The organism is Lentzea xerophila (assembly GCF_051094245.1).
GTDB lineage: Bacteria > Actinomycetota > Actinomycetes > Mycobacteriales > Pseudonocardiaceae > Lentzea > Lentzea xerophila.
This window is the reverse complement of sequence record NZ_CP194934.1, coordinates 1,142,490-1,155,512: the sequence shown is the minus strand read 5'-3', so window position 1 is coordinate 1,155,512 and position 13,023 is coordinate 1,142,490. Positions and strand designations below refer to the sequence as shown.

At 69.9% G+C, this 13,023-nt stretch carries 11 protein-coding genes and 1 riboswitch; of the genes, 3 read left to right on the top strand and 8 right to left on the bottom strand.

Going from position 1 to position 13,023, the window contains the following annotated elements; all coding sequences use genetic code 11:
• Position 1 precedes the first annotated feature (1 nt).
• Positions 2-901: a LysR family transcriptional regulator gene (locus ACRSBM_RS05725; protein WP_434440411.1), complete on the top strand. Its 900-nt coding sequence runs from the start codon at positions 2-4 to the stop codon at positions 899-901.
• Here the strand turns inward: ACRSBM_RS05725 and ACRSBM_RS05720 are convergent.
• From ACRSBM_RS05720 to ACRSBM_RS05700, 5 genes are all read right to left on the bottom strand, one after another.
• Positions 890-1,495 (bottom strand): NAD(P)-dependent oxidoreductase, encoded by a 606-nt coding sequence (locus ACRSBM_RS05720; RefSeq protein WP_434440409.1) that lies wholly within the window; start codon positions 1,493-1,495, stop codon positions 890-892. The two genes, ACRSBM_RS05725 and ACRSBM_RS05720, sit on opposite strands and share 12 nt — an antisense overlap.
• Positions 1,496-1,568: 73 nt before the next feature.
• Complete coding sequence (locus tag ACRSBM_RS05715; protein ID WP_434452977.1) at positions 1,569-2,453, bottom strand: RluA family pseudouridine synthase; 885 nt, start codon at positions 2,451-2,453, stop codon at positions 1,569-1,571.
• A 143-nt stretch (positions 2,454-2,596) separates the two neighbouring features.
• Positions 2,597-3,343, bottom strand: a complete 747-nt coding sequence (gene lspA / locus ACRSBM_RS05710; protein WP_434440407.1) for a signal peptidase II — start codon at positions 3,341-3,343, stop codon at positions 2,597-2,599.
• Between the two features lie 24 nt (positions 3,344-3,367).
• Positions 3,368-4,732: an aminotransferase class V-fold PLP-dependent enzyme gene (locus tag ACRSBM_RS05705; protein ID WP_434440405.1), complete on the bottom strand. Its 1,365-nt coding sequence runs from the start codon at positions 4,730-4,732 to the stop codon at positions 3,368-3,370.
• 37 nt (positions 4,733-4,769) lie between these two features.
• Positions 4,770-4,884, bottom strand: a riboswitch (SAM riboswitch).
• 73 nt (positions 4,885-4,957) lie between these two features.
• The gene (locus tag ACRSBM_RS05700; protein WP_434440404.1) at positions 4,958-6,436 is read right to left on the bottom strand and encodes a potassium/proton antiporter; all 1,479 of its coding nucleotides are present in this window, start codon (positions 6,434-6,436) and stop codon (positions 4,958-4,960) included.
• Positions 6,437-6,576: 140 nt separating this feature from the next.
• On the opposite strand from ACRSBM_RS05700, the gene ACRSBM_RS05695 reads away from it, so the two are divergent.
• Positions 6,577-7,509 (top strand): M28 family metallopeptidase, encoded by a 933-nt coding sequence (locus ACRSBM_RS05695; protein ID WP_434440402.1) that lies wholly within the window; start codon positions 6,577-6,579, stop codon positions 7,507-7,509.
• A gap of 24 nt (positions 7,510-7,533) precedes the next feature.
• Here ACRSBM_RS05695 and ACRSBM_RS05690 read toward each other — a convergent pair whose 3' ends face one another.
• Complete coding sequence (locus ACRSBM_RS05690; RefSeq protein WP_434440400.1) at positions 7,534-8,067, bottom strand: TetR/AcrR family transcriptional regulator; 534 nt, start codon at positions 8,065-8,067, stop codon at positions 7,534-7,536.
• A 64-nt stretch (positions 8,068-8,131) separates the two neighbouring features.
• Between ACRSBM_RS05690 and ACRSBM_RS05685 the strand changes: the two genes are divergently transcribed.
• Positions 8,132-8,590 carry an SRPBCC family protein gene (locus ACRSBM_RS05685; protein WP_434440398.1) on the top strand — a complete coding sequence of 153 codons (459 nt, stop codon included), beginning with the start codon at positions 8,132-8,134 and terminating at the stop codon, positions 8,588-8,590.
• Positions 8,591-8,841: 251 nt separating this feature from the next.
• Here the strand turns inward: ACRSBM_RS05685 and ACRSBM_RS05680 are convergent, their stop codons facing one another.
• Positions 8,842-9,780 (bottom strand): hypothetical protein, encoded by a 939-nt coding sequence (locus tag ACRSBM_RS05680; protein WP_434440396.1) that lies wholly within the window; start codon positions 9,778-9,780, stop codon positions 8,842-8,844.
• Between the two features lie 119 nt (positions 9,781-9,899).
• Positions 9,900-13,004 (bottom strand): isoleucine--tRNA ligase, encoded by a 3,105-nt coding sequence (ileS, locus tag ACRSBM_RS05675; RefSeq protein WP_434440394.1) that lies wholly within the window; start codon positions 13,002-13,004, stop codon positions 9,900-9,902.
• Positions 13,005-13,023: the final 19 nt, after the last annotated feature.

The following is a 13,023-nucleotide window of genomic DNA, read 5'->3' as shown; positions in this document are numbered from 1 at the left end:
CATGCAAGCGGATCTGAACCTGCTGACGGTGCTGGACGCCCTGCTCGAAGAGGGCAGCGTGATGGGGGCGGCGGAACGGCTGCACCTGTCGTCGCCCGCGGTCAGCCGCACGCTCGGGCGGATCAGGAAGGTGACCGGCGACGACATCCTGGTGCGGACGGGCCACACGATGACGCCGACGCCGTACGCGCTCGGCATCGCCGACGAGGTGCACCGGCTGGTGCGGCAGGCCAACGCCGTGCTGGCGCCGAGCCGTGAGCTGGACCTCGCCGAACTGGAACGGACCTTCACCGTCCAGTGCCACGACGCCCTCGCCTCGGCGGTCGTGCCGGCGTTGATCGCGAAGATCGCGGAGCAGGCACCCGGCGTGCGGCTGCGGGTGCTCGCCGAACACTCCGCCGACACCGACGACCTGCGGCACGGCCGGGTGGACCTGGAGCTCGGCGGTGGCACGCCCGGCCTTCCCGAGTTCCGCTCGGAGACGTTCGGCACCGATCCGCTCGCCGTGGTCATGCGGTCCGGCCATCCGTGCACCGAGGGCCTGGACCTGCGCGCCTACGCGGAACATCCGCACGTGGTGGTGTCCCGGCGCGGCCGGCTCAGCGCCCCGATCGACGACCTGCTGGCGGCGGAAGGCCTGCGGCGCAGGGTGATCGCGACCGTGGCGACCGTGCACTCCGCCCTGCAGATCGCGGCCGCGAGCGACGTGCTCGTCACCACGACGGCGGTCCTCTGCCGTCCGCTGGTCGAGGCGTTCGGGCTGGTCATCCGCCCGTTGCCGGCCGAGTCACCGGAGGCGTCGATCAACTGCAACTGGCACCAGCGCTACGACTCCGACCTCGCCCACGCCTGGCTGCGCGACCAGGTGCGGACGACCGTCACCGAGGTTCTAGCCGGCTAGCGGCAGGGCGACGGCGCCGGGAAAGCGTGGCTCCTCGGCCTCGTCGAGCATGGCCGCGGCCACGGTCTCCCGGCTGACCTTCGCGCCGAGGTCGAACGGCGGCGCGGCGTCCAGACCGGCCGTGCGCCGGGCGGGGCTCTCCGGTTCGTCGCTGAGCACCCCGGCGTGGAAGACGGTGCCACCGGTGGCGAGGACGGCGTTGTCGGCCGCGACCTTGTCCGGGATCCGGTCGCCCATCACCTTCCAGAGCACTCCGGCGCCCTCGCCCGCCGCCTCGGCGGACGCGCCCGTGCCGTACGCGCCGAGCCAGATGATCCGGCGCGGACGGGCGGCGACGACCGCCTTCGCGCCGTCGAGGAGGACGCCCGCGCGGTCCGTGCCAAGGCCGGACAGGACGACGGAGTCCGCGCCGACGGCCGCGGCGATGCTCGCCGGGTCACTCACGTCACCGGCGACCTTGCGCAGGTTCGGGTGGTCCGCGGTGACGCGCCGCGGGTCGCGGGCGATCGCCGTGACGGTGTGGCCGCGCTCCAACGCCTTGCGGGTGAGGGCGAGACCGGTCCGGCCCGAGGCCGCGAGAATTGTCAGGTACATGCCGAAAACGCTATTGAGCACACCGATTAACATCAAGTGCAATGTCTTTAATCGGTGATTTACTCAGACGCAATCAGCCTTCTTCGCGCAGCTTTTCCAGCGCCTGCGCCAGGTCGTCCGGGTAGTCCGAGGTGAAGGTGACCCATTGGCCGTCGGCCGGGTGGTGGAACCCGAGCTGCCGGGCGTGCAGCCACTGCCGCGTCACCCCGAGCCGCTTGGACAGCGTCGGGTCGGCCCCGTAGGTCAGGTCGCCGACGCACGGGTGGTGCAGCGCCGAGAAGTGCACACGGATCTGGTGCGTGCGGCCGGTCTCCAGGTGCACCTCGACGAGCGACGCCGCCCGGAACGCCTCCATCACCTCGTAGTGCGTGATCGAGGGCTTGCCGGAGTTCATCACGGCGAACTTGTAGTCGTGCTTGGGGTGGCGGTCGATCGGCGCGTCGATGGTGCCCTTGATCGGGTCCGGGTGGCCCTGCACGATCGCGTGGTAGACCTTGTCGACGGTCCGCTCCTTGAAGGCGTGCTTCAGGGCGGAGTACGCCGACTCGGACTTCGCGACCACCATCACGCCGGTCGTGCCGACGTCGAGCCGGTGCACGACGCCCTGGCGCTCGGCGGCTCCGGAGGTGGCGACGCGGTGGCCGGCACCGGCGAGCCCGCCCACCACCGTCGGTCCGGTCCAGCCCGGCGACGGGTGCACGGCGACACCGACGGGCTTGTCGACGACGATGATGTCGTCGTCCTCGTGGATGACCTTCAGACCCTCGACGGGAATCGCCTGGACGGTGATCGGCTGCGGCGGCGCGGGCAGCGTGATCTCCAGCATCGCCCCCGCCGTCAGCCGGTCGGACTTGCCGACGACCCGGCCGTCGACGAGCACGTCGTCAGCGTCGGCGATGGCCGCGACGACGGTGCGGGACAGCCCGAGCAGCTTCGCGAGGCCGGCGTCGACGCGCATGCCGTCCAGACCGTCGGGAATCGGCAGCGTTCGGTATCCGCTCACGCGGGGCCTCGACCTTCTTCTGGCTGGAGTACGCCTCACGGCGCCGGGGTTACACCACCAACCGGGCCAGGCAGACCCCTGAATTTACCAGGCAGCCGCTACTTCGGTTCCCGCAGCCCGGCCTGCTCCTCGAGCGCCGGAACCTGCTTGTGGACGGTCCCGTCGTAATCGTGCTGCATGAGCGCCAGGACGATGACCGTCACGCCACCACCCACGATCGCCATGTCCGCGATGTTGAACACCGGCCACACCCGGCCGTACGGGTCGAACAGCGACAGGAAGTCGACCACGTGGCCGCGCATCGGGCCCGGCTCGCGGAAGAGGCGGTCGGCGAGGTTGCCGACGGCGCCGCCCAGCACCAGGCCGAGGCCGACGGCCCAGCCCTGGGAGCGGAGGTTGCGCGAGATCCAGAGGATGAACCCGACGACGCCCAGCGCGATCAGCGCGAGGATCCACGTCCAGCCCTCGGCCATGCCGAACGCGGCACCGGGGTTGCGGACGAACGTCAGGTAGAGCGCGCCGCCGAAGACCTTGATCGGGTCGGCGCCCTCGAGGAAGGCCACGGACAGCACCTTGGTGAGCACGTCGAGGGCCAGCACCCCGGCCGCCAGGACCGCCAGAACCCTGGTCTTCGGTTCCGGCAACGAGCCGGTGATCGAGAACCCCTCGTCGTCGTCCTGGGCCTTCGCGGGCGGCTCGGCGGGCTTCTCCTCCGCCGTCTCCTCCGCGACCGGCTGCCCGGCGACCGGCGTCGCGACCGTCTCGGGCTCGCTGACCTGCTCGTCGGCAGGCTGGTCAGCGGCCTTCTCGGACACCTTCTCCGCCGCCTCGGACTCGTCACTCACCAGGTCATTGTCCACGTACAGGGACTACGCGAGGAACGGCGGCAGGGTTCGGCCGTCGTCCTCGGGGACCCAGCGGCCGTCGAGCTGCGTGTAGGTCCACTTCGGACCCTCGGTGACCAGGGTGCGCAGCGCCGCGACCAAGCGATCCACGTGCTCGGCCGTCGTGCCGAGACCGATCGACGCGCGCACGGCGCGTTGCTCGTGCGATCCGGCCTGCTTGACCAGGCGGCCCACGATCACGTGCGCGCAGAACGCGCCGTCGCGCACGCCGATGCCGTACTCCGCCGACAGCGCCGCCGCGAGGAAGCCCGCGTCGAAGCCGGAGATCGTGAAGCTCACGACACCGACCTTGTCGGCGTCGGTCAGGATCGCGAGCTCGCGGAAGCCGGGGACGGTGCGCAGGCCGTCCCGCAGGCGCGTCAGCAGCTCCTGCTCGTGCGCGACGGTCTGCTCCCAGTGCCGCGACAGGATCTCGCAGGCCGCGGCCAGCGCGTGCACGCCGACGACGTTCGGGCTGCCGGCCTCGTGCCGCTCGGGCACCGCGGACCAGGCCACGCCCAGGCGGTCGCCGTGGTCGGTCACCTTCGCCGTGGCGCCGCCGCCGACCAGGTACGGCTGGGCCTGCTGCAGCCAGTCCGCGCGGCCGACCAGCACACCGGCGCCGAACGGCGCGTAGATCTTGTGGCCGGAGAACGCGATGTAGTCGACGCCCAGCTCACGGGCGTTGATCGGACGGTGCGGGGCGAGCTGCGCGGCGTCGAGCGCGATGCGCGCGCCGTGCCGGCGGGCGACCTTCGCGAGCTCCGCGACCGGCCACAGCTCCCCCGTGACGTTGGACGCCCCGGTGACGATCACGAGCCGGGGGCCGACCGGGGCGGCGGCCAACGCCCGGTCCAGCGCGACGACAAAAGCGGCAGCACCGGACTCAGTGTTTGATTCTTCGGCGAGAGCGGGGACGCGCTGGACGTTCGGCCCGCGCCACGGCAGCAACGCCGCGTGGTGCTCGCTGTCGAACAGGACGACGGCGGTGCCCTTGGGAACGCTGCGCGCCAACAGGTTCAGCGAATCGGTGGTGTTGCGGGTGAAGACGACGGTGTCGGAGGAACGCGCCCCGACGAACTTGCGGATGCGGTCCCTGGCCTGCTCGTAGACGCGGGTCGAGACCTGGGAGGCGAAGCCGGCGCCGCGGTGCACGCTGGCGTACCAGGGCAGCAGCTCGTCGACGGCGTCGCGCACCTCTTGCAGACAGGGCGCGCTCGCCGCGTGATCGAGGTTGGCGTAGGTGACGCGCTCTCCGGTGACGAGCGGAACGCGCAGGTCAGCGCCGACGACAGCCGGAACCGCGGTGTTCGTGACGGTGTTCGTGGCTGGGGTGATCGCGAGCGTCATCGAGCTGCCTCCGAGGCCAGGGGCCCCGTTGTGCGAAGGCCCGCGCTTGACCGGCGCCCCACGCGCCGGACCAGGTCCTCACCAAGGGCACCCCACCGCGGTTGGAGGGTTGCCGGCCAGCAAGCTTGGGCTTGACGCTGGCTCTCATGACCTGCCGAGGACGTTAGCGGAGGGTCACGGTGCGTGTCGACACCCGATCACATGGTGAGAAGCCTCGGAGACCGACTATTCGCCGGTCTCGCCCTTCCACCTGGCGTAGCGGCCGGCCCTGTCGACGGCACGTACGCGCCGCTCAGCGGCGTCACGTGCCTCTTCGGTGGTGACGATGAGCAACTGGTCGTCGGTCTGCAGCCGGGTCGTCGGTTGTGGCGTGAAACTCTTCCCGGCGCGCACCACGAGACTGACCGTGGAACCCGTCGGCAGCCTCAGCTCCGACATGTAAACGCCGTGCAGCTTCGACCCGCGCTGGATGTGCACCTGCAGCAGTTCGGCACCCAGCTCGTCGAGCGGCGAGGCGTCGACCTGGATCTCCTGCGCCTCACCGGCCCGTACCAGGCCCAGGCGCCGCGCGAGGAATGGCAGCGTCGTGCCCTGCACCACCGTCAGCACGATGACCAGCAGGAACACCACGTCGACCAGCTCGCGCGCACCCTCGACGCCCTGGATCAACGGGATCAGCGCGAACACGATCGGCACCGCGCCCCGCAGCCCCGACCAGGAGAGGAACGCCTGTTCACGCCACGGCACCTTGAACGGCAGCGAGGAGAGCATGATCGACAGCGGCCGCGCGACGAACGTCAGCACCACACCCGCGATCAGCGCGGGGAACAGCACGTCGAGCAGCCGTGACGGCGAGGCGTAGAGGCCGAGCAGGACGAAGAGCCCGATCTGGGCGAGCCAGCCGAGACCTTCGGCGAACGACAGCGTGTCGGCGCGGTGCGGCAGGCGGGCGTTGCCGAGGACCAACGCGGCGACGTAGGTGGCGAGGAATCCGGACGCGTGCGCGAGATCGGCCGCCGTGTAGGCCATCACGCACACCGCCACAGTGGCGAGCGGGTACAGACCGGTGGACGGCAACGCCGCGCGTCTGAGCCCGGCCCCGCCGAGGAAGCCCAGTGCGACACCGATGAGCGCGCCCGCGCCCAGTTCGTAGATCACCAGCAGCGGCGCGGCCCACGTGATCCGGTCCGACGAGGCCAGCAGCACGACGGCGATGTAGACCGGCGCGTCGTTCAGGCCGGACTCCAGTTCGAGCGCGCCGGTGAGCCGCGCTCCGACGCCCAACGACCGCAGGACGCTGAAGACGGCGGCCGCGTCGGTGGACGACAGCACCGCGCCCCACAGCAACGCCATCCGCCAGTCGAGGCCGAGCAGGTAGTGCAACGCCGTTCCGGTCACCGCGACGCTCACCGCCACGGCCACTGTGGACAGTGCGACGCCCAGCCACAGCGAGGACTTCACCGCCTGCCACCGGGTCGTGATGCCGCCCTCGGTCAGGATCAGCACGAGTGCCGCGATGCCGAGGGACCGGGTGAGGTCGGCGTCGTCGAACCTGATGCCGACGACGGACTCGCCGAGCAGCACGCCGATGCCGAGGTACAGCAACAACGAGGGCAGGCCGAGCCGAGTCGACACGCGCACCGCGATCACGGAGATCAGCAGCACGGCGGCGCCGACGCCCAGCACGACCGTGACGTCACCCACCTGGACCATTCTGGTTGATCACCACCGAATCCGACGAATCAGGCGCGTTAAGAACTCCAGCCGATCGCACCTACCCGGCTCATGCACATCGGAGCATGTTGATCAGTGGCTCAATCCCAACCCTGCACCGGAGTTGAACCATGAGGATCCTGATCGCGCTGGCGGCCGCCTTGATGGCGGCCGGAGCGACCACAGCGCAAGCGGCCGCTCCCGCGGCCCTGGCGGCGCCGAACATCAGCGTCGCGAACGTCCAAGCCCACCTCAACCAGTTCCAGTCGATCGCGAACGCCAACGGCGGCAACCGCGCTCACGGGCGTCCGGGGTACCTGGCCTCGGTCAACTGGGTGAAGAGCAAGCTCGACGCGGCCGGCTTCACGACGCGCGTGCAGTCGTTCAGCTACGGCGGCGCCACCGGCTACAACCTGATCGCGGACTACCCTGGCGGCGACGCGAACAACGTCGTGATGCTGGGCGGCCACCTCGACAGCGTCACCGCGGGCCCCGGCATCAACGACAACGGCTCGGGCTCCGCGTCGCTGCTGGAAGTGGCCCTCCAGATGAAGGCCACCGGGTTCCAGCCGACCAAGCACGTGCGGTTCGGCTGGTGGGGCGCCGAGGAGCGCGGCCTGATCGGCTCGACCTACTACGTGAACTCCCTGACGACGACCGACAGGTCGAAGATCAAGGCCTACCTGAACTTCGACATGACCGGCTCGCCGAACCCCGGCTACTTCGTCTACAGCGCCTCGGGCCAGCCCTCCGGCTCACTGGCCCTGCAGCAGCGCCTGCAGGCGGGCTTCACGGCGATCAACGTCCAGACCGAGCTGACCAGCGTCGGCGGCCGCTCCGACCACGCGGCGTTCGCCCGCGCGGGCATCCCGGTCGGCGGCACCTTCACCGGCGCCGAGGGCATCAAGACCGCGGCCCAGGCGCAGAAGTGGGGCGGCACGGCCGGCCAGGCCTACGACCGCTGCTACCACCGCTCCTGCGACACCACGTCGAACATCAACGTGACGGCACTCGACCGCAACGCGGACGTGATCGCCTCCGCGCTGTGGGCGACCGCGGCCTGATCGCCTGGCTGATCACCTGCCTGATCACCTGGCTGTGAGCACCTGCACGGCCTCGTCGAGCATCGGTTCGACGAGGCCGGGCAGGGTCACCCACATCTGCGCCTGCCCCAGGTAGAGGCTGAACGCGATCAGCGCGCGCTTCTTCGCGTGCTCCTCGTCGAACCCGAGCTCGCCGAACAGCTCGGTCAGGTAGCCGATCCGCTTTCTCGTGACGCGGTGCAGCACCGGCGCGATGACGTCGTGCTCGGCGCCCGCCTGCAACGCCATCTCCACCGACCCCTTGCGGGTGCGGTCGAGCACTGTGCCGAACAACGTCCTGAGCTTGTCCTGCGGGGTCTTCTCGGCCTCGACCAGCTCGATGACCTTCTCGGTATGCTCCCGCTCCCACCGCTCGACCGTCGCCCTGAGCAACGCCTCCCGGTTCGGGAAGTGGTGGTAGACGCTCCCCTTGGTCGCGCCGGCCCTCGCCGCGAGCGGTTCGACCGCCACGGCCTGAAGTCCGCCTTCGGCCAGCGCTCTCAGCGCTATCTCAGTCCAGTCGTCGCGACTCCTCCGCACCACGGCTCCATACGCTACCGTACGGTTCAGGAACATACGGTTGCGTATGGAAGAGGGGACAGTTGTGATCAGGAACGTCCACACCAGGGACCTCGGCGTGCCCGCGGGCCCGTTCGTCGACCGCGTCCAGGAACTCTGGCCGCCCGCCTGGGGCAAGCAGGAGTTCGACCGACCGCTCGGCGTCGGCGCCGACGGCGGCCACGGCCCGATCCGCTACCACTGCACGGAGTTCACGCCGGGCTCGTCGATCACCTTCACCTTCGGCGACGGCGACGGCACCCACACCCTGTCGGCGTCGGGCACCGTCCTGCGCCACGAACTCGTCGGCGACTTCAGCCTCGGCAAACGCCTGAAGTGGGCCTTCGTGATCCGCTGGCTGCACGACGCCTGCCTGGAGGACCTGTTCGACAACGTCGAGCGCGCGGCTGGGCGTGAGCCCGTGTCACCGGCACGGTGGTCGCCGTGGGTGCGGCTGGTGCGGCGGGCTTTTATTCTCGCCAACCGCCGGCCACAGCGCGCCTGAGTGCGTTGTGCCGCCGGGCCGTGGGGTCACTCGCGGCACCGGCACAACGGTCGCCGTGGGTGCTGGCGGGGTTGCGGCGGGCCTTCCTGGCCGCCAACCGTCAGCGAACCCGAGCCCGTCGTGCCACAGATCAGTCCCCCACAGCAGAACGGAAACCCGGCACTCGGCCGCCTCACGGCATGCCCGGAGCCTGGCGGGACGAGGCAGCGATCCTGAAAGCTGCCCGTCCCGCCAGGTCCGCGATCAGCGCCTCATCGCGCACCCCCGGCACAGTCGAGCAGCAGCGGCACCAGGGTGCGCGGATCGGCGCCGAGCGTGCCGTAGACGTCGCCCTCGTCGGTCAACGACGCGAACGTCCCGCCGGCGGGCACCGGGACCGAGCGCTGCGGGGTCTCCCACACCTGGGTGTCGCCCCAGGCCGCCGCACCCAGCAAGTGGCCGTGCGAGTTCACGGCTAACGCCCGCGAGGCGAAGGCGAAGGACTCGCTGGCGGCGCCTGACAGATCCCAGCGCACGACCTTCGAGTCCGTGACGCCGACCGCGTAGTTGCCCCGCACCGCCCGCACTTCCGCCTCACCGAGCGGGACGAGAGCGCCGGACGGGCGGATCCAGTGTGCGCCGGTGCTCGACGACGCCAGTACCGAACCGTCGTCGGCGATGCCCACCGCGGTCCAGGACGCGTCCGTGCCCGGAACCTGGTACGGCACAGCGGAGTCCGCCGGCCAGACCACGGGCTTGCCGTCGGAGCGGCCGAGCACGTCGCCGCGTTCGTTCACGTCGAACGCCTCGACCCGGTACTCGCCCGGTAAGCCCGGCAGCGACTCGTACACGCCGGCTTTCCACTGCGAGGCCGACGGGAACGTGTACGCCGAGAGGACGACCACGCCGGACGAGTTCACGTCGTGCGCTCGCACGACGTTGCGGAAGAAGGACAGCTGGTCGACCTGCTGTCCGTCCTTCCACACCAGCACCGTCGTGCCGTCCATCGACCAGAACGACCCGTTGCCGACGGCGAACGAGCCCGCTCCGGCCACGACCCCACTGCTCTGCACGGCGGGCGGCACCGGCAGTTCGACGAAGTTCCAGGACGTGCAGGCCGCAACCGGATCGGCCGAGGCGGCGGGCGCCACCAGACCGGCCGAAAGGAGCAGTGCGCCCGCGAGGACGCGCCATCCCCCAGTCAGGACCATCGCATTTCCCCCTTGCTGGTTGGTCTGGTTCGACCGTAGCGAGGGGGTCTGACACTTTCTGAAGACAGAAATGACGCGGGGCCGCTATCCGAAGACAGCGGCCCCGCGTGAATCCACGGTCACACCCGAGCGACAGCCACCTTGACCTTGAGGCCGTCCCCGACGGTGCCCTCGGAAACACCCGAACCGAACACCACCGAAGACGTCAAAGTCTCCGCCTGCACGAACGGCAGGTGCGGCTCCACGGCGGAACGCACCGAGTCCGGCAGTTCCAGCGTCAGCGTGATCCGGTCGGACACGTCCAGCGCGGCGTCCTTACGTGCCTGCTGCACAACGCGCACCAGGTCACGCGCCACACCCTCGGCCTCCAGTTCCGGCGTCACCACCGTGTCGAGCACGACGACACCGGCACCGCCCGGAAGCGCCGCCGTGGCAGCCGGATCCGTTGCCACCAAACGCTGTTCGTACTCACCCTCGAACAGCTCGACACCGGCGGCGACCACGTGACCGTCCACTTCGGACCAGTCACCGGCCTTGACGGCCTTGATGACCTTCTGCACGTTCGGCCCGAGCCGCGGACCGGCGGCGCGCGCGTTCACGACGAGCTGGAACTGCCCGTACGCGTCGACGTCCGTGGAGAGCGACACCTCCTTGACGTTGACCTCGTCGCGCACGATCTCGGCGAAGTCCTCCAAGGAGCCCGCCACCGGCGACGCGACGGTCAACCGCGCCAACGGAAGCCGCACGCGCAGCTTGTTCGCCTTGCGCAGCGACAACGCCGTCGAGCAGACGTCCCGCACCTCGTCCATCGCCGCCACCAGGTCGTCGTCCGCCGGAAGGTCGGCGACGGCCGGGAAGTCCGTCAGGTGCACCGAACGACCGCCGGTCAGCCCGCGCCACACGACCTCGGTCGTGTACGGCAGCAACGGCGCCGCCACGCGCGTGACGACCTCCAGCACGGTGTGCAGGGTGTCGATCGCGTCCTGGTCACCGTCCCAGAACCGCTGCCGCGACCGCCGCACGTACCAGTTCGTCAGCACCTCCAGGTACTCACGCACCAGCTGGCACGCGCCGGAGATGTCGTAGACGTCCATCGCCGCCTGGACGTCGCGCACCAGGTCGTGCGTCTTCGCCAGCGCGTACCGGTCGAGCACGTGCTTCGAGTCGGTCCGCCACGTGCCCTCGCGACCGGAAGCGTTGGAGTACAACGCGAGGAAGTACCAGGAGTTCCACAACGGCAGCACCGCCTGGCGCACCGCGTCACGGATGCCGCGCTCGGTCACCACCAGGTCGCCACCGCGCAGGATCGGTGACGCCATGAGGAACCAGCGCATGGCGTCCGAGCCGTCGCGGTCGAAGACCTCGTTGACGTCCGGGTAGTTCTTGAGCGACTTGGACATCTTCTGGCCGTCGTCACCGAGCACGATGCCGTGCGCCACGCAGTCGCGGAACGCGGGCCGGTCGAACAACGCCGTCGCGAGCACGTGCATCGTGTAGAACCAGCCGCGCGTCTGCCCGTTGTACTCGACGATGAAGTTGCCGGGGTAGTGGTTCTCGAACCACTCCGCGTTCTCGAACGGGTAGTGCACCTGCGCGAACGACATCGAGCCGGACTCGAACCAGCAGTCCAGCACGTCCGGGATGCGCCGCATGACCGACTGACCGCTCGGGTCGTCCGGGTTCGGCCGCGTGAGCTCGTCGATGAACGGCCGGTGCAGGTTGTCCGGGCGCACGCCGAAGTCGCGCTCCAGCTCGTCCAGCGACCCGTACACGTCCGTGCGCGGGAACTCGGGGTTGTCCGACACCCAGACGGGCAGCGGCGAGCCCCAGTACCGGTTGCGCGAGATGTTCCAGTCGCGCGCGTTCTCGAGCCACTTGCCGAACTGGCCGTCCTTGATGTGCGCCGGCACCCAGTTGATCTGCTGGTTCAGCTCGACCATCCGGTCCTTGAACTGCGTGACCGCGACGAACCACGCCGACAGCGCGCGCTGGATCAGCGGGTTCGCGCACCGCCAGCAGTGCGGGTACGGGTGGTCGTAGGTCTCGTGGCGCAGCAGCAGACCAGCCTCGCGCAGGTCACGGATGATCTGCTTGTTGGCCTCGAACACGTGCACACCCGCGTACGGGCCGGCCTCGGCGGTGAACTTGCCGTCCGGCCCGACCGGCACGACGACCTCGATGCCCGCCGCGTCCGTCACGACCTTGTCGTCCTCACCGAACGCCGGCGCGATGTGGACGATGCCCGTGCCGTCGTCGGTGGTGACGTAGTCCGCGGTCAGCACCTGGTGCGCGTTCTCGCGGCCCACGAAGAAGTCGAACGGCGGCAGGTACTTCTTGCCGACCAGGTCCGAGCCCCGGTAGCGGGCGACGACCTGGGGCTCCTCGCCCAGCTCACGCGCGTACGCCGCGACGCGGGCCTCGGCCAGCAGGTACTTCTCGCCGTCCGAGCCCACGACCGTCACGTAGTCGACGTCGGGGTGCACGGCGGCGGCCAGGTTGCTCGGCAGCGTCCACGGCGTGGTCGTCCAGACCAGGGCCTTCTCACCGGACTCGAGGCGCAGCGCCACCGTGACGGCCGGGTCCTGGCGGTCGCGGTAGGCGTCGTCCATCTTGGTCTCGGTGTTGGACAGCGGCGTCTGGCAGCGCCAGCAGTACCAGAGCACCCGGAAGCCCTCGTAGATCAAGCCCTTGTCCCACAAGGCCTTGAACGCCCACATGACGCTTTCCATGTAGTCGAGGTCGAGCGTCTTGTAGTCGTTGTCGAAGTCGACCCAGCGCGCCTGCCGCGTCACGTAGTCGCGCCACTGGTCCGTGTACTGCAGCACGGACGTGCGGCACGCCTCGTTGAACTTCTCGATGCCGAGCTCGTCGATCTCGTGCTTCTGCGTGATGCCGAGCTGCTTCTCCGCCTCGTACTCGGCGGGCATGCCGTGGGTGTCCCAGCCGAACCGGCGCTCGACGTGCTTGCCGCGCATGGTCTGGTAGCGCGGCACGACGTCCTTGACGTACCCGGTCAGCAGGTGTCCGTAGTGCGGCAGGCCGTTCGCGAACGGCGGGCCGTCGTAGAAGACGAACTCGTTGTCGCCGTTCTCGCCCACCGGGTTGCGGTCGATGCTCGCCTGGAAGGTCTCGTCGTCCTTCCAGTACCCGAGCACGTCCTGCTCGAGGTTCGGAAAGGACGGCTGCGCCGGGACCTCGTTCGCTCCGGCCCTGGGGTAGGCCATCTCCACTGCTCCTCGCGGT

Bases quoted from the DNA above. Each gene is read 5' to 3' on its own strand.
- ACRSBM_RS05725 (WP_434440411.1), top strand. From the start codon at position 2: ATGCAAGCGGATCTGAACCTGCTGACGGTGCTGGACGCCCTGCTCGAA.
- ACRSBM_RS05720 (WP_434440409.1), bottom strand. From the start codon at position 1,495: ATGTACCTGACAATTCTCGCGGCCTCGGGCCGGACCGGTCTCGCCCTC.
- ACRSBM_RS05715 (WP_434452977.1), bottom strand. From the start codon at position 2,453: ATGCGCGTCGACGCCGGCCTCGCGAAGCTGCTCGGGCTGTCCCGCACC.
- ACRSBM_RS05705 (WP_434440405.1), bottom strand. From the start codon at position 4,732: ATGACGCTCGCGATCACCCCAGCCACGAACACCGTCACGAACACCGCG.
- ACRSBM_RS05695 (WP_434440402.1), top strand. From the start codon at position 6,577: ATGAGGATCCTGATCGCGCTGGCGGCCGCCTTGATGGCGGCCGGAGCG.
- ACRSBM_RS05680 (WP_434440396.1), bottom strand. From the start codon at position 9,780: ATGGTCCTGACTGGGGGATGGCGCGTCCTCGCGGGCGCACTGCTCCTT.
- ileS (WP_434440394.1), bottom strand. From the start codon at position 13,004: ATGGCCTACCCCAGGGCCGGAGCGAACGAGGTCCCGGCGCAGCCGTCC.